General features: G+C 40.3%; 14 protein-coding genes and 1 pseudogene. 9 read left to right on the forward strand and 6 right to left on the reverse strand.

Annotated elements, in window-relative coordinates; all coding sequences use genetic code 11:
- Nucleotides 1-260: 260 nt before the first annotated feature.
- The 3 genes from A7Q09_RS07130 to A7Q09_RS07140 all read left to right on the forward strand — a co-directional run bounded on the left by A7Q09_RS07130 (nt 261) and on the right by A7Q09_RS07140 (nt 4,677).
- On the forward strand, nt 261-1,151 hold the full coding sequence (locus tag A7Q09_RS07130; protein ID WP_134390674.1) for a YihY/virulence factor BrkB family protein: 891 nt from the start codon (nt 261-263) through the stop codon (nt 1,149-1,151).
- 317 nt (nt 1,152-1,468) lie between these two features.
- Nucleotides 1,469-1,888: a hypothetical protein gene (locus A7Q09_RS07135; protein WP_039722181.1), complete on the forward strand. Its 420-nt coding sequence runs from the start codon at nt 1,469-1,471 to the stop codon at nt 1,886-1,888.
- A gap of 326 nt (nt 1,889-2,214) precedes the next feature.
- Nucleotides 2,215-4,677, forward strand: coding sequence for a TonB-dependent receptor (locus A7Q09_RS07140; protein WP_244228592.1), 2,463 nt, complete (start codon nt 2,215-2,217; stop codon nt 4,675-4,677).
- A gap of 224 nt (nt 4,678-4,901) precedes the next feature.
- On the opposite strand, the gene A7Q09_RS07145 is transcribed toward A7Q09_RS07140, so the two are convergent.
- Nucleotides 4,902-5,321, reverse strand: coding sequence for a hypothetical protein (locus A7Q09_RS07145; protein WP_134390679.1), 420 nt, complete (start codon nt 5,319-5,321; stop codon nt 4,902-4,904).
- 658 nt (nt 5,322-5,979) lie between these two features.
- Between A7Q09_RS07145 and mnmE the strand changes: the two genes are divergently transcribed.
- Nucleotides 5,980-7,305, forward strand: coding sequence for a tRNA uridine-5-carboxymethylaminomethyl(34) synthesis GTPase MnmE (gene mnmE / locus A7Q09_RS07150; RefSeq protein WP_134390681.1), 1,326 nt, complete (start codon nt 5,980-5,982; stop codon nt 7,303-7,305).
- Nucleotides 7,306-7,308: 3 nt separating this feature from the next.
- Entirely contained in the window at nt 7,309-8,337 is a 1,029-nt protein-coding gene (locus A7Q09_RS07155) for a quinone-dependent dihydroorotate dehydrogenase (protein ID WP_134390683.1), read from the forward strand.
- 34 nt (nt 8,338-8,371) lie between these two features.
- Here A7Q09_RS07155 and A7Q09_RS07160 read toward each other — a convergent pair whose 3' ends face one another.
- Nucleotides 8,372-9,052 carry a metal-dependent hydrolase gene (locus A7Q09_RS07160; RefSeq protein WP_134390685.1) on the reverse strand — a complete coding sequence of 227 codons (681 nt, stop codon included), beginning with the start codon at nt 9,050-9,052 and terminating at the stop codon, nt 8,372-8,374.
- A 495-nt stretch (nt 9,053-9,547) separates the two neighbouring features.
- Between A7Q09_RS07160 and A7Q09_RS07165 the strand changes: the two genes are divergently transcribed.
- From A7Q09_RS07165 to A7Q09_RS11000, 4 genes and pseudogenes are all read left to right on the forward strand, one after another.
- Nucleotides 9,548-11,791: a TonB-dependent siderophore receptor gene (locus tag A7Q09_RS07165; protein WP_244228593.1), complete on the forward strand. Its 2,244-nt coding sequence runs from the start codon at nt 9,548-9,550 to the stop codon at nt 11,789-11,791.
- 42 nt (nt 11,792-11,833) lie between these two features.
- On the forward strand, nt 11,834-12,937 hold the full coding sequence (locus A7Q09_RS07170; RefSeq protein ID WP_244228594.1) for a class I SAM-dependent RNA methyltransferase: 1,104 nt from the start codon (nt 11,834-11,836) through the stop codon (nt 12,935-12,937).
- Nucleotides 12,938-13,279: 342 nt separating this feature from the next.
- Complete coding sequence (locus A7Q09_RS07175; protein WP_134390689.1) at nt 13,280-13,891, forward strand: mercuric transporter MerT family protein; 612 nt, start codon at nt 13,280-13,282, stop codon at nt 13,889-13,891.
- A gap of 215 nt (nt 13,892-14,106) precedes the next feature.
- Nucleotides 14,107-14,510 (forward strand): annotated as a pseudogene (locus A7Q09_RS11000) (recombinase family protein); the annotation flags it as partial.
- Between the two features lie 213 nt (nt 14,511-14,723).
- Here A7Q09_RS11000 and A7Q09_RS07185 read toward each other — a convergent pair.
- The 4 genes from A7Q09_RS07185 to A7Q09_RS07200 form a co-directional block, all read right to left on the reverse strand.
- A complete protein-coding gene (locus A7Q09_RS07185; protein WP_134390691.1) occupies nt 14,724-15,137 on the reverse strand; it encodes a hypothetical protein in 414 nt (137 codons plus the stop codon).
- Between the two features lie 23 nt (nt 15,138-15,160).
- The gene (locus tag A7Q09_RS07190; protein WP_134390693.1) at nt 15,161-15,763 is read right to left on the reverse strand and encodes an O-acetyl-ADP-ribose deacetylase; all 603 of its coding nucleotides are present in this window, start codon (nt 15,761-15,763) and stop codon (nt 15,161-15,163) included.
- A gap of 49 nt (nt 15,764-15,812) precedes the next feature.
- Complete coding sequence (locus tag A7Q09_RS07195) at nt 15,813-16,052, reverse strand: hypothetical protein (protein ID WP_134390695.1); 240 nt, start codon at nt 16,050-16,052, stop codon at nt 15,813-15,815.
- A 243-nt stretch (nt 16,053-16,295) separates the two neighbouring features.
- On the reverse strand, nt 16,296-16,523 hold the full coding sequence (locus A7Q09_RS07200) for a hypothetical protein (RefSeq protein WP_134390696.1): 228 nt from the start codon (nt 16,521-16,523) through the stop codon (nt 16,296-16,298).
- Nucleotides 16,524-16,945: the final 422 nt, after the last annotated feature.

Consider the following 16,945-nt stretch of genomic DNA (forward strand, 5'->3'; position numbering starts at 1 on the left):
AGCATGATTCCCACCTTCCAGTGTCCGGGACTGAGGAAGCATCCCGGAGTGGGTCTTAACGACCTGTTGCAAACGGAGCGGACTGACTACCGCTTTCCCTGGTCAACCCAGCCTGACTCACAAGCTCCGCCCTTCAGGGCGGGGTAGTTGACCGCTCTACAGAACCTCTCTTTTCTATTTTACTTAAAAAAGGTATAAGATTAAAGGAGGTCGAAAAATACTAAGCTCCAAAATAACATAATCATCAACATCTCTGCTATATGAAATTTCTTTTTAACCTTTTTAAAGGGGCTGCTTGGGGATGGATTAAACATAATGCTTCGAAAATGGGAGCAGCCCTTTCCTGTTATATCCTATTTTCTATCATTCCTCTTATATTAGTACTCGTTTCTCTCGCCAGCCTTTTCCTTGATCCAATAAAAGTTAATCAAGAAATTCTATTCATTCTTTTACAAATTTTAGGGGATGAATCTATCAATCTTTTTAAGAATTATCCATTTCATATTTCTTTTGAGTTTTGGAAAGACCCTCAAGAGCTCTTTACCGTGATTTTTTCGTTGCTCTTTGGTGCTTCTGGAGCATTTATGGAATTGCAAAAATCTCTTAATGAAATATGGGAAATAGACCACGGTAAGGAAGCCGGGATATGGCATTTTGTCCAAAGACAATTTTTTTCTTTTGTTATCGTTTTTTTTTCTGGATTGTTACTGCTCCTTTTTCTTTTATTGTCCACAACTTTTTTAGAAACCGCTTCTTTTTTAAGGGAATTTTCTCCAGAATTAAAAAAATATATCCCCGAAGGCATTCAACTGGCCAGTTTTATTGCAGAAGGATTTGTATTTGCTTTACTATACAAAATCTTACCTGATACTAAAGTTTGTTTCAAAGATGTTTGGTTTGGAGCGGTCTTTGCCGCCACTTTAATTTTTATTGGGAAATCCCTATTATGGATCTCATTAAAAAAGAGTGCTGTGGCAACGATTTATGGCGCTGGAGGATCAGCCATAATGCTTCTACTTTGGATATTTTACTGTTCTCAAATTTTCTTTTTTGGTGCCGAACTTTGCCGAGAATATGCGCTGTCCACTTCAAAAGAAAGAAAAGCAAGCAAGATAAATCAAAACCCTTTCACCTATTTACATCGTAGTTAAGGAGGCTCTTTTTTTTTCCTTAGAAAGCTGTGGAGGCTATAATATAAAACGGCATTGAATAGATCGTTATGGCCTTAATGAGGAGGTATCAATGGTTTTCTTAAGCCTCCACAGCCCTTTTTACAAAGCATTTTGTATGCCATTAGTTGTTAAGCCCATCACCCTCTTATTGTTTCTTTTTTCTTGAAAGTTTTCTTTAGACAGCTGTTTTTCAACTTTTTATTTTTAAGCACATGAAATAAAATATAATAAAGTCTTTCTCTATGAAAATGTTAGAGATTGACTTGAGGATTAAACAAAAAGGAGAGAGAAAAATTATGAAAAAAATTGCGCTTTTATTGTCCAGCCTTGCATTTTTAGGATTTGGCTCTGGCATAGTTCCCCTTTATGGCCAGACTCAGCATCGTCATCATCATGAACAAGGAACGACAATGAAATTTCATCATATGCATGAAATGATTAATCACGCTGTTGAAATGGCAGCCGAAGGTTCTAATCTTATCATGCTAGGTGAAATGGGAATGTCTCCTGGAATCGATGAACTATCGATTGATCATGGTAGACATCACATAAGGGAAGCCAGAAGCCTTATTAATAGCGTTTTAGAAAGCAAAACAATGAAGGAGCTTCATAGTCAAGGACTAGGAGAAAGTTCCGAAATGACTTATACACACAAGCTTGCTGACAAAGCCAAAGAATACATAGATCTTGTCGCCCAAATGCATTCTGTCAAATAAAATGACAAGTGAGGAGTGGGCTCATTGAAAGGAGCCCGCTCTTTTCTTTTTTTATTATTCCTTGTGCTCTTTTCCCTTTAGAATGGAATCCTCTTATGGGGAATAAGAAGTTGTGAGGCTGGAATTCATTATGCCTTTTTTTAAGCATAAACTTTCTTTTCTTGTATTTTTTGGGTGGAATTTCACCCAAGGTTTTTCTTATTTTTTAAAATTATAATTTTTTTTTCATTTTTTTTCCCTCCTTTAAAAAATCAGGCTCTTTGATACTTCCAAAGCTTTTGGCATACCTCTTGCTAAGAGATCGCATCGCTATGAAAAGGGTCTCAATGAGTGCGTTTCTGGGCATGGCTCTTTTTTTGTTATTCTTTGCAAACAATGGATTTGGTTCTGAAGATCAGCCAATAAGCCAAAAAGAATCGACTGTAGCCGTTGGGTTTGATCCAGATAATCCAGGGAAGGAAACACAATCCAAAACCAAGACAGCTCAAAAGTCTGCTGATTCTGATAGGAATAGAGAAGGTTATAAGCCAGAAAACTCAGAAATTATTTATACGCAAAGGACTCTAGAAGAAACCGTCAGCCAACTTCCTGAAGTCCAAGTAATAGCCGTAACACCTTTGCCGGGGATGGGGCAGCCGCTGGAAAATTTACCTGGGAATTATCAACTAGCCAAAGGAGAAACTTGGCTAAGGCAGGAAGAGTTTAGCCTACCGCAATTTATGGAAAGGAACCTGGCTAGCGTGAATGAAGTCAATCTCAATGGTAATCCTTTTTTGCCTAATATCAATTATCGTGGATTTGCGGCTTCGCCTATTCCTGGTACTCCTGTGGGGATTTCTGTTTTTTATGATGGGGTAAGGATTAATGAACCCTTTACAAACAATGTTCTTTGGGATTATGTGCCTCAGCTGGCTGTTTCCACTATGGAAGTAGTTCCGGGTTCAAATCCTATTTATGGACAGAATACTCTTGGAGGTGCGTTGGTAATTCAAACAAAGGATGGAAGGCGCAATCCAGGCTCCATGATCCAGGATTATGCTGGAGCATGGGGAACCAATGATCTCGAATTTCAACACGGGGGGTATAAGGGAAAATGGGACTGGTTTTTGTCTGGCAACTGGTTTAGTCAAGAAGGTTGGAGACAGCAAAGTTCAAGCTATGTCAAACAGCTTTTTGGGAAAGTAGGCTATCATGACGAGGGGACAGGAACCGACATCCATTTAGAATATACAGGGGCTGATAATCTATTAAATATTTTGGGCCCTACGCCTGTGGATATGTTACAGACAGCAGGAAATTCCATGATCTATACAGGGCCTAATCCTCAGCAGGACAATCTGAACTTTGTCAATCTATTCGCTACTCAAGCCCTAACAGAAGAATGGACTATCGGAGGGAATGCGTATTTTAGGGAATCTGACTTTTCTTTTAACAATGGAAATATCGCAAATAATGTGAATCAGTTTCTAGGGTTTAACTATCCATTAGATGCTCAAGCCTTGGATCAAAATGGAATGCCAATTCCAGCTGGAGAATGGGATTTTGGGAATATTAATCAAACAGGAGCAGGAGCCCGGATTCAAGGACAATGGGATAAAAAATTGGGTTCCATGGAAAATTATATGATTGCAGGAGCAAGTTTTGATTGGTCTCAGAGTATATTTAATTCTGGCTTTTATCCCGCAGCCATGGGAGCCAATTACAATAATATATTGATTCCTGGTTTTCCTTTTCAACAACAGTTTGTGGTGCCTGGATATTCGGACTTCTTAGGATTGTATCTGACCGACACTTTTTCTCCCACACCCTGGTTTCACCTTACAGGAGCTTTAAGGGACAACTATGCGCAAATCACTATTGGTGGTTTTGGCCTAGATACCAATGGGCAGACCGTTTCATTGAGTGCCGCAGAGAGGTTCCAGCAACTAACCCCTGCAGCCGGATTTACATTTCAGCCGCTTTTGGCTTTTGGGACCCTTGATCCACAAATAAAAGATTTAACCTTTTTTTTCAACTATAGTGAAAGTTTTAGGGCCCCCATGCCTGGAGAGATTACAGGAGCTAATCCAGTCATACCTGTCATTCTTCCCATAGCGCAGCTGGGCGACCCTATGCTTGCTCCCGTTCTTGCTCAGACTTTCGAAAGTGGCCTTCGAGGATCGATTAAAGCAAGTAAGATATCGTGGGCTCTTTCCTTTTATCGAACAGATATTGCCAACAACATCGTTTTTCAGAATACAGGACATTCCAGCGCTGGATTTTTCCAAAATGTAGCTGCAGAAAGAAACCAAGGGATAGAAATCACCTTAGAGGGAAATTACAAAAAACTGGGTTGGTTTGCTAATTGGTCCTTTCTGGAAGCAACTTTTCAGTCCTCACTTTTTTTGGAAAATGCAATAAGCACTTCCGTGCCTGTCTCTCCAGGAAACAGGCTTCCCAACCTGCCCGAACAGATGTTTAAAGCTGGTATCAGTTATCAGATATTACCAAGATGGCTTATTTCGGCTGATTTTCAATACTATTCAAGCCGCTTTCTTTACGGTGATTGGGCGAATGTGTATCCAATGATGAGGGGCTTTTCTGTTCTAAATCTTCAAAGCTATGTTACCATCAATCGGTATGTCCAGCTCTTTGTTTTTGCTACCAATGTGTTCAATGAATTTTACGCTGGGGCAGGGATGATCTCCCAGAATGTGTTTACTGGAGCTCCTAATGGGGGAACAATAGTGCCTTTTATCACTCCTGGTTCTCCTTTTGGAATATGGGGAGGAGCAAGAATAACTTTTTAAGCATCAGATTGGTTGGTCTTTTTTTCGATTGTCTCTTCCTATCTATTGCGTCTCGTTGCGCATCTCCTAGGTCTTGTTTACTGGTTTTTGCGGCATACCCATAGATAATGGGCGAAACTCATCAGCAAGCTTTTTTTGATGAGAAAATCTTTTCTACAAAAGAATCTGCTAGCTAAATTAGCTATTTTGATTGGAAGGGGTGGAGGAGTATTTGATAGTGTTTTTTATTCAACGCTGTCTTGAAGGAGAAAGATGTTTTCATCGATTCTAAGAAATTTAGAAGCCTTTTTGACGTACTCCTCCCTCGAATGTAGATCGGTGTATTTCTTCAAAGCTTTATGAGCAGCTAAAAAAGCATAATCTTTTAGTAGGGGGCGTAAGGAAAATTTACTGTCCTGAGAGCTGAACAAATAAAAAGAATTATGATTATCTTTGATGAGTAATTCGATCTCTTCCCCATCATGACTCTCTTGAGAGATGCTGACATCTAAACATTCGTAATGAGCAATCAAAAACTGATGAACATCTCTAACAATTGATGCATGGGCAGTCGCCATAGGGGAAAAAATAATGAGAAGCATTGCAAAGGTCCTACGAATAGCAAACCACAAGGCAACGTTCCTTCTCTTTCTTTCTTTTTCCATCTTCTCTATAACTACTAATTCCTTTGACGGTCTTGTGTTTCTATTTTCTTAAAAAAGAAATACATTTCTTTTTTTTCTATCTTAGAAATAGAAAACAAAGAGTTTCTCAGGGACAAAGTTCACTGTTAAAAAAGACAGCTTTCCTTGAGGATCATGGAATCTGATTGGACAGGTTAAGCAATTCAAAAGATAGTTGCTCTGACTATTTTCTATTCATTACGGGAAATTACTGGATCAAATCGGCCAGATAGATCAATCTCTGCTAGGTAAGACTGTCCTTCTAGAGCATGAATCCAGTGAAAAAGATTTGTCTTAGGGCATACATACCAGAAGAAAGGACAAGGTGGAACATTTAGCTGAAAGCGGAAATAAAAAAACATGAAATCCCTGAGAATGGACTCCTAAAAATAGGTCATTTGAGGATTGAAATAGCCATGGAGGGAGAATGCTTCGCGTTTTCACAATAAGACACCTAGAAAAGCTCAGACTAACGAACAGCAAAAGAAGATCCTTTGGCTTTAGCCATACAATGTTTTGTTCATCTACTCTTTTGTTGAGCCTTTCTCTTGGATTGGGAAGGGGATGGAAAAAGGATAAATTATTCAATAATGTTAAGAGCATAGTTGATAAGCATTAAAACAAAAAGGAAGTTGTCAAAGTGCAAAATACAATAGTTGCTCCGGCAACCCCGCCGGCTGTTTCTGCCATAGCTATTGTGCGGATGAGTGGGCCAGAAAGCCTATGGATTATCAATTCATTGTTAAAAAAACCTCCCTATTGGGAACCTCAAAAGCTTTATTACAGAAAACTTTTTTTTGAAGAGGAACTCATAGACGACGTAGTATTGTCGTATTGGAAATCTCCGAAGTCTTATACTGGTGAAGATATGGTGGAGATCTCTTGCCACGGTAATCCCTTTATAGTTGAAAAGATTCTTGAGGCCTGTCAGAAGCTTGGAGCAAGGCTAGCTGCTCCTGGTGAATTTACTAAACGGGCTTTTTTAAATGGGAAAATCGATTTAACGCAAGCTGAATCTGTCATTGACCTTATACATGCAGGCGGATCCTTGGCTTTAAGATCGGCCCAAGCGTTACAATCAGGCGGCTTATCTAGAGTTTTGCTGGCGATACGCGAAGAGTTGATCGATATTGTTTCTGAGCTTGAAGCCTATATAGATTTTCCTGAAGAAGATATTCAACCAAGGGTAGGGGAACAAATTATTGCCAAGCTGTCAGAAATTGAAAAAAAACTTCAAAACTTGCTCTCTTCTGCTTCTTTAAGTAGAGTTTTGAAAGAGGGATTTACAATTGTTTTGGCTGGATCCCCCAATGTTGGCAAGTCAAGTTTATTCAATGCATTGCTCAAAGAAAACCGGGCTATTGTTTCTCCACATCCAGGAACGACAAGAGACACAATCGAAGCTGAGTGTCGCATTTCATCCTTCCTTGTTAAAATTGTTGATACAGCCGGGCAGAGGCAATCTGTCGACGAGATAGAAGCTGAAGGGATAAGAAGAGCCAAAGAGGCAGTAAAAAAAGGGGATCTGATTATACATCTTGTTTCGGCACCTGATCCTCCTTCGTCTGATCCTTTTGTTTTGGATGAGCTTTTGCCTGAACAGAGAGTAATTCTAGTTGCATCGAAAGCAGACTTAGGCATTCATCCATTAAATCAAGAAAGACTGGCTGTTTCTGTCGTGACGGGCAAAGGAATTGATAAGCTTGAAGAAAAGATAAAAGAGATTTTAACTGGATTCTTTCCTCGCGATTTTTCCTATGGAATCAATTCCAGACAAGCGGTGGCAATAGAGAAGGTATTGACAGCGGTTAAAAGAGGGATAATGGGGATTAGAGAAAAGTGGCTTCCTGAGCTTATTAGTAGCGAGTTAAGATATGGTTTAGAAGCCATAGGGGAAGTTATCGGCTTTATAAGTTCGGAAGATATTTTGGATAAAATTTTTCAGAAATTTTGCATTGGAAAATGACTGATGATCTATAATCTCTTAAGGCCGTTACTTTTTTCTTTGGATCCTGAATTTGTTCATCTTTGTAGCTTGCAGTTATTAAGTCAGCCTTTATTTGGTTACTTGTCTAGGGCTCTTTTATCTCCTCTAATGGCAGTCAAAGGATTAGAAAAAGAACTTTGGGGGATTCATTTTTCTAATCCTATAGGGCTGGCTGCTGGATTCGATAAAAATGGAATTGCTTTACAAGCCTGGGAGTCTTTTGGTTTTGGCTTTGTGGAAATAGGAACGGTGACTCCGTTGCCTCAAAAAGGCAATCCAAAGCCAAGGCTCGCTAGATTGTCACAAAGTGAGGCTCTTTGGAACTCCTTAGGCTTTCCAAGTGAGGGGGCAGAAAAGGTTTCGAAGAGGTTGAGGAAGTTTCTTATGACGAAGGGAAAGCCCAGAATGGCTATTGGGATAAACATTGGGAAAAACAGGTTGACTCCTTTAGACGAAGCGGCTGAGGACTATAAAAAATGTTTTTCTTATTTTAAGGATCTAGCGGATTTTTTTGTTGTCAACGTCAGCTCTCCAAATACTGTTGGTTTAAGATCACTACAGGAAAAAAAGGGATTGGAGCTAATTTTAGAAGAGCTAAACTCTATCAATATTGTCCCTAAAAGTCCTATTCTTGTTAAAATTTCAGCTGACATCGAACTAAGAACTGTTGCTGATATCTTGAGTGTGCTTATTGAAAAAGAGGCTGGGGGAGTGGTTATAGCCAACACCATGCTTGCTAAGGGACCCTGGGGACATATGGGGGGGATGAGTGGAAGACCGCTGAGCAAAATTTCCACAGAGTTGATCCGTTTTGTCAAAAAAGAAAGTCTTGGGCGCCTTCCAGTCATTGGAGTAGGAGGAATTTTTAATACGGCCGATGCGGTTGAAAAAATAGAAGCGGGAGCAGATTTGCTGGAAGTATTTACTGGCTTTGTGTACAATGGCCCTTCCTTGCCAAAAAGGCTTTGTCAAGGGCTGGTTGAATATTATCGGACCAAAAGCTTAGGCTGAAGCAAAATATCAAAGCTAGGTTCTTTGAATATGATTAAATTTCAAGAGCTTGGCCGGCTTTGAGAAGGTGAAATGGAATATCTTCGTCCTGAAATTTTGCTTTGGCTTCTTCATGGTCGATTTTGATCGCATCAAAAGTATCAAAATGCACTCCCATAACCTGCTTACAATTGAGCAGCTTTGCGGCATAGATGGCTTCGTCTATGCCCATGGTAAAAACTCCTCCAATAGGCAAAAGAGCAATATCTATTTTAAAAAGTTCTCCAAAAAGTTTCATTTCAGAGATAATGGCAGAATCTCCCGCATAGTAAATTATTCCTTCTGGACTTTCTACAATAAATCCTCCGGCTGTCCCTCCGTAGGAACCATCAGGAAGGCTGCTGGAATGAGCGGCTTGGACAAAATGGATTTTCCCAAAATTAAAACTCCGTGATCCCCCAAGGTTCATGGGAAGAATCTGGGTTACCCCTTGCTTTTCTAGCCACAGGGTAATTTCAAAGTTAGAAAGGATAGGAGCTTGATTGGCTTTTGAAAGTTGAGCTGCATCTGAAATGTGATCGAAGTGGCCGTGAGAGACCAAAATGTAGTGTGGATGAAGATCTTCCACTTTTATCGAATGAGCCATTGGGTTCTGGGTAAGAAATGGATCGAAGAGCAGATAAGAACTCCCTACTTCTAAACCAAAACAAGAATGGCCAAAATAATGGATTTTCATATGCGCTCTTTATTTTTCAACGTTGATGACTATCCAAGTTTATAAGGTTTTGTCGAAAAATAAAAGGAAAAGTAGGAGAAGCAATGGCCGGTTATATAGGGCTCTCTCAGTCTTTCTTAATAGGGAAAGCCATATGGATCAGCAGCATGATTAAAAATAAAGATTGACTTAAAAATTAGGCAAGCCTAATATTTTTAGACAAGGCTAAATCATGAAATCCTCCTGATGGCTCTTAAAATACAGAAATTATAGCTTGACTTATTTATTGATAATAAATTATCATCTACTCTAATGTTTCTTTTTCTATTCTTTATCTTGTTCTTCTTTAATTTCTCTTGCCTTGCTTCCGCTCAACCATCGCAAGGCGTCTTTGGTTCAGACGACCTAAAACCGCAGCCAAATCAAAATGAATCAATAATCCTCCCCACTGTTGAAGTCAGTGCCGAGGCTCAAAAAGGTCCAGCTTCCTCTTTAACTTCAGCCTATGGGCCCGAAATGAGTCTATTTGAAACCCCTAGGCAGATTACCCAGCTTTCTCGTGAGGCGATAGATACCGTAGCTCCTGGAAATCTGATGGGGTATGATGATCTTGCCCCCTTAGTTCCTTCTCTAACCACAATGGCTCCTGCCGGTGATTATTCAGTAGAACCTTTTATTCGCGGACTGCCAGCCACCGTCTTCAGAAATGGTATGTTGGTAGGACTTGAAAGTTATGGGACTAGTGGAGTGCTCCCTAATTTTTATGCCTATGAAAATATTGATATAGTCCAAGGGCCAGTGACAGCAGTTTATGGTGCTAGAGAAATGGCATCGGGTTATGCCAATCAAATTACCAAACAGCCTTATTATGATAAGTTTAGAGGCGCTGCTCAGTATTCCATTGGAATGTATGACCAGAATAGGTGGAATATAGACATTGGTGGCCCTTTTGCCAATGGTAAGGCAGCCTACCGGTTTGACTACGCTGGACAATATTCTGGCAGTTATTATGAAGGGGCCTATATGCATAGTCAGGATTTTTACTTAGCTGTATCAGCCAAGCCGACTGAAAATTACTGGATAGACTCTAATGTGGAATGGGATACGCTTGGGTTTAATTTTCCTTTAGGGATTAATCGTCCTGACCAAGCGCTGATCGATTCAGGGTTGTATCAGAGTGGCAATATGATTGGGTGGTTAGGCCCCAATGGGAATTTCCATCCAGGAATTGGCACTTCGGTTCCCGGCCAAGGCTATGTTATTCAATGGGGACCTCAGTTACCTATCAGTCTGAGGAATAACCTTGCTGATTTGGCAGGATCAGGGAATTTTCTGAATTATGGAGTGGCCCAACTGATTCAGACTCTTGTAGTTTCTGACGATCTCCGGATAGTTAATAACACAATGTTTGAATATCTATCCGTATTGCAAAACCCCCTTGCCAACTCTAATTGGACGTATACACCTGGAGATTGGTTAATTGAACACCGGCTTGAAGCTCAAGCTGAGCTTCATACCGATCTTGCTGGTTTATCCACGAAGCATATGCTCGATGGGGGTATGTTTTTTTGGTTCGAAAAGAATACTGACTATACCGAAACAAGCCGAATAGCTGATAATTTCTGGAATATGGCAAAGCCTTTAAGTCGTTCTAATCTTCTTCCTCCAGTAACAATGTCAGAAGCCCTAAGGGCACAAAATATTTATTTAACTGATATTCCTGTTCCAGGGATCCCTTACATTACTTATAATACCGACAATTTTGCGACTGCCAGCTCAGAGTTTTTTCAATTTTCTCCTTTTCTACAGGATGTAATTTCTTTGGGAGAAAAATGGTCTTTCATTTTCGGCAGCAGATTGCAGTGGTATATAGTTGCTAACAGTGATCCGCCTGGGACCCCTCCTCCTTTGATGCTGCAAAGCTATTACTCGATTTTGGAGCCACAGGTAAATGCCAGTCTCAGTTATAAACCCTACCCCTGGATGAATGCCTATTTTACTTATGCTTATGCTCAAGTAGCTGCAATGGACGTTTTAGGCGCTTTTTGTCCTGAATTTACAAGCAAATATTACCACTTAACAACAACAATGTATGAATCAGGAGTTAAATTTAATTTATATCATGATAAACTTTTTCTTTCTACCGAAGGCTTTTATTATTCGACTTTTTTCCCTGTTACTGTTCTTCCTGGAGGATTTACTCCCATCACTCCGGCTGATGTTATAGGTGCTGAACTTGCTGGAACCTATCAACCGAATGCAAATTGGTCTTTTAACTTTGGCTTTGACTACCTGGTTGGCGAGGAATTTTGGACACAGAGTGCTGCCCAGACTGGACCAACGGTTATCCAGAACTACTCAGCAGCAGTTGCCGCTCTTTATAACTTGCCGGTCGATCCCTATGTTACCTTACCAACAGGCATTTATCCTTTCATCGGATTTCCTCATGAACATGGAACCACCATGATAACATACAAATCAGATCATGGCTTTGGAGCTTCTTTCTGGTTGTGGATCCAAAGTGGAATGTTTCTTTCCTATGATTATGCCACTCGCATCCCCATTGATTATACTTTAAATGCAAGCCTCTTTTATGGAACGAACAGATGGAAAATTCAGCTCCAATGCTATAATATTACTGATAATCATTATTGGTTCCCAACAGGAACTGGCTTCCAAGGAGATAGAGTCTATAACTATGATAAAATACTCATTGGGCTCCCATTTTGGGTTATGGGGACAGTAACCGTTTATTTTTAACTTCTATTTCCTTTCTGCCCTTTCAAAAAGATTGCCTGCGTCATGATGAAAATTGGTCAGCAAAGTGTTGTCACTATAGAGAAGATTGTTTATGGAGGAGAAGGTATAGGGAAACTGGAAGAGGGGTTAGTCATCTTTGTTCCATTTTCTGCTCCTAAAGAAAAGCTTCGTGTCGTCATACGTGAAATCAAAAAAAACTATGTCAAAGGAACCATAAAAGAGATTTTAGAAAAGGGCAAAGGAAGAGTACTCCCCCCTTGTCCTTCCTATGGCTCTTGTGGAGGATGTGCCTATCAACATTTAGATTATGAGACGGAATTAGAAATTAAGCAAGCGCAGCTCGAAGAGATCTTTTCTTGTTTTAAAAAAAATCATTCTTTTTTAATACAAAACATCGTCCATGGTACTTTCCCTTATGGGTATCGGAATCGGATAAGTCTTCATGTAAGAAATGGGAAGGTTGGATTTTATGAAAAAGCCTCCAATCGAATTGTACCCATAAAATCTTGTCTTATTGCATCGGAAAAAATTAACGTACTTTTGAAAAAATGGCTTAATCAAAAAAGAAAGTGTGTCGGGCCAAAAACAATGCATGTTTCCCTAAGAGAGCCTGACATCCCATCCTATGGGTTTTATCAGGTAAATCGCTATCTTCTAGAAAAAATGCGCGAGCTAGTCGATGAAACTATTGGTAGGGAAATATCCCAAATTATTGAAGGATATAGTGGAGCAGGGTTTTTTACGGAATATTTAAAGCTGAGAATGGAAAAAATTTATGCGATAGAAGAAAACCATTTGAGTGTTAAGTATGCAAAAGCCTTAGGGCTGAAAAACGTTTTTTTTATTGAAGGCAAAGTTGAGGACAAACTGGCTGATTGTCTCTCCCAAATCGAAACAGCCAAAGCAGCTTACCTCTTTGATCCACCAAAAGAAGGAATCTCCAAAGAAGTCATCTCCTTGGTTAATTCCCATCCTCTTCCAAAACTTATTTATGTGTCCTGTAATCCTTTAACCTTAAAAAGGGATATACAAAGACTAGAAAAGAACTACTTGCTTAGGACAATAAAACCGGTAGACCTTTTCCCAAAAACTCCAGAGATTGAATGTATAGCACTTTTGACAACAAAGAATGGAAGCCAAAGATAGTTGATGAGTTTTAAGCTTCTGCCTCCATGGCTTTCTTGTTTAAATGAAGCCACCTCCTAAAATCATTTTTTTTTAGGATTGAGAAAGTTGACTCTATACCTAAGTAAAGGGTTTATATTCCAACTGTGAACAAAGCAAGAAAGCTGAATCTTCTAACCCTTGGGAGCCTAGCTAAGTGCACACGGGGAGGAGATGGTTGAATTTTATGAACGAAAAGATCCTATGGAGAAGCGCTCTCAATTTGTTTCTGGATTTTTGGTTATATCCAGAAGAATTACTTTTATGCTGGCAGCTCCATTTAATAAAAAAATCTCTCCTGCTTGAATCTTTGAAGGATTAAATATGAAAGCAAGTAAGTTTGGCATCCTTTCTGCAATCCTTGCCGCAAGTTGTTGTGTTGGGCCATTGTTATTAGCCGTTTTAGGCATCTCAGCTGGATCGGTCTTTTTTGGACGATTTCATTGGTTTTTTCTAGCTGCCGGAGGAATTGTCCTCGTCTATGCATGGTGGCGTTTTATAAATGAAAAAGCCTATTGTGAATGTGAATCTTATAAGGATTCACAGACAACTTCAGCTAGTCATACACAAAAAAGGACCTTGCTTTTTCTTTTGGGAGCCACGGCTATATTTTTGCTCTTTTTAGGGATGAGTTTGTTTCAGTCTTTTGGTGGTCAAAGCCTTGCTTCAGCAAGGCTCCAAAATGTCGTGTTAAAACCTGGAGAGGTTGAAATGAGAATTCCTATAAAAGGTATGAGTTGTGTAACGTGTGAAATAGTAATTAAAGATCATCTTAAAAACGTCTCTGGAGTACAATGGGTTAAAGTGAGTGCCGCGGCAAATGAGGCCATAGTTGTTTATGACATAAACAAAACTAAGGTTGAGAAGCTCCTATCAGCTATAAAAGACGCTGGTTATGAACCAGGCGATCCCCAACTGATTAGCTCAATCAAATAGGTTTAAACATTAAACTTGAGATCCACTGGTGGATTGGATGACTGGGTTTTTATTTTTTTGTTCTGTGCTGTTTCGGTTTATTAGCTATAGGCGTATTTTTTTAGTAAAATCACTAAAGAAAAAAATGAGAAAGAATTAACCTGCTTTTTCTTCCTTGCTTCCCAATAGAATTAAAAGCTAAAAGTAGCTATTTTAAATCTTAGGCGTATAGGGCTATCCTTAAAGGCAGGCTGGTTGCTGAACATACGGCTGGCGATCATCGGAGGTATGACTTGGCGAAGCTGCGCCCCGAGTGGTTTGATGCTGCCAATACCGCAAATCGCCCTACGATTGTCTCTGCCCCTGTTTCCAGCCATGACTAGAAAGATAAGCTGGAACAGCAGAAAGAGGTGCTTGAGCAGTTCTGTGCCCGGCAAGATTGGACGTTCGAAGTCATCGCCGAGCTGGGCTCTGGGATGAGTTATCACAAGAAAGGCTTAAAGCGGCTGCTGGATGCGATCATCGACGGGTAGGTCGGAGACGCCTGGACATCACCCACAAAGACCAGCTGACGGGCTTTGGCGCGGAACTGGAGTTCGTTATTTGCGAGGTCAAGGGTGTGGAGGTTGTGATTCTCAACTAGGGTGAGGAGACGACCTTCGAGGAAGATTTGGCCACGGTTTTTTTAGCGGCAAGCAACTTCTTGTTCTTGCCTGAGCGGCACCCCTGCAGTCGGGTGCTGAACGGTGATGGCCGCTGAGGAGGTCCAATTAATATTATCATAAAAAAAATATAAAATGATGCTGAGGGAGAAAAAAATAAAAATAATATATTTATTATTTATATTTATTCTTTAATATTTTTTCTTTATTAATGATGCTAGAAAAACTCCGAAAATAAGAAGACTAAGTAGTAAGCCGCTTAAAAAGCCTGTCTTTTGATGCCAGCAGAGATGGCCACCAGAAAAAGAAGAAAATAAATAAACTCCTAGTAAAGGCAACGAAAGAAAAAGTAATGGAAAAAGCAAAAAAAGGAATAAAATCACGCCATTTATTTTCTTTTTCTTAGAAGGGATCACGATAGGTTTGCCTAAACCTAAATCGATAATTAATGGAGAGGGATCTTCTTCTAAATTCTCCTCCGTTTCATTTTTAGAAGGTAATTCCAATTCATCTAGAAACTCTATATCTATTTTTTCTTGTTTTTCTTTGAGCGCTCCTCTCTCCAATGTGCCATGAGGATAAAAATCTCTAATTCGATTTTTCATAGTCTAAATTAATATAATCAAATTTAGGAAGATTGTTGTCGTATCCCTTTTTGTTTTTCTTGGTTTTCTTCATCCTTTAAAAAATCCGTATTTCCTTTGAGCAGTTCTTTCTGGATAGAAGCGTAAATGTCATAGGATTTGGAATCAAAGAGACAAAATATAACTTTATTTGGGATCACATTAGTACTAAGAAAGGAAAGGATAGTTTTCCAGGCTATTTTAGCTGCTAGATCAGAGGGAAACCCATAAGCCCCAGTGCTAATTGCAGGAAAAGCTACGGTTTTGGCCTCTACTTCTTTGGCACGGAGTAAGGCTTGATGATAACAAGAAGCTAGAAGCGCTTTTTCATTGGCTACTCCGCCTCTCCAAACAGGACCGACAGCATGAATGATCCATTTAGCTTTGAGATTAAAACCAGGAGTAACTTTAGCCTCTCCGGTTGGACAACCATTTAGTTTGGCACAGGCTTCAGCTAATTTTGGTCCTGCAGCCCTATGAATAGCCCCATCGACACCTCCACCTTTAATAAGCCTTGAATTAGCAGCATTAACAATGGCATCAACCTCTAACCTAGTTATGTCATCCTGAATAAGTTCTATCCGATGAAGCTCTTCTTCTCCCTTCATATGACCTATTTAACTATTGTGCTTATAACTAAAGACTTTTAGCTTTGTTCTATGTATCCAACCTTTCACAATAACCATACACCATAGAAATCAGAATGGGGACACGCATCGCTTTTTCAGCAAGCCTAGGAATACTATTATTTCTTTTACTGCTCCAATCCGGTGAAACCAAAATGGTTGTAAAAGGAGAAAAATACCTGTTAAAGGATTTTCCAAAAATCGAAAGAAGAGAAATGACTATCTTGAATAGTTGCCAAGTTTTCTGTTCCCTTTTTAAGGAACCACTCATTTGCTCCTTCCAATTGTTTTCAGGTTTTTGAGGACTAGATTGGCTCTCAAGATGCTATAAATAGAGTTGTATATTAAAATCTAATTTATTTTGTTCTTAGTTGTCAACTTCCTCTTCTTGCTCTCTCTGAGGAGCTCGCTCTTTCAAATAAGAAAATTCATATGAAGAGATGATTGACTCTCCTATAGCCCATGTTTGGTGCTTGGGCCGAGGTACTCTAGGACCTCCGGGCTCCTCCGCCGCCTAAAGTCCCACCAAAAACCCATGTCCCTGGCTCCAAAGAAAGCCCAGGTTGGCCCTACTGACCATCCCCCCGGTCCCCGAGCAAAGACTATCCGGTGCTAGCCCAAAGCGCTTCTCTCTAAATCCTCCACTACCATCTGGACCGTTTCCAAATCCTGCAGACTCCTCCGGACCATCTCCTTCGAAGTAGGAAGAGCTCAAATCGTAGAAGACCATCTTGGGTTTCAAGGAAAAAAAAGATCTTTAGGCCCAAGCAAAAAGGCTCTCTTCGATCTTCCCCTTCCTTTGAATCAGCTCATCCAGCGTCCGATACCAGGGCCAAAGGAAGCGGTGGCCCACCTGTACCCGACCGTTTTGCTTCCACACCGGCTTTAGTCCGCTCCTCCCTCGCCGATCCAGGACATAGTCAGTCTCTAACCACTGGGAAGAGGGCATGTTCGCTTCCCGGGCAAATCAACCGATGGGCTATAAGAACAAAAGCTCTCCTTGCCTAGGGAAAGAGCTTGTCGCCTCTAGAGTAGCTCCCCCCAAAAGCTAAAGGAAACCCCAACTCCTCCCACAAAGCCCTGGCTAATAGTCGCAGCCCCCAAACCGCCGCCAGTTCTGGCTTAGAGCTCTCCGTCGTCTTTGCTCGAGCTCCCCCGTTAAAA

Origin of the sequence: Methylacidiphilum sp. Yel (assembly GCF_004421185.1) — a bacterium.
Classification (GTDB): domain Bacteria; phylum Verrucomicrobiota; class Verrucomicrobiia; order Methylacidiphilales; family Methylacidiphilaceae; genus Methylacidiphilum.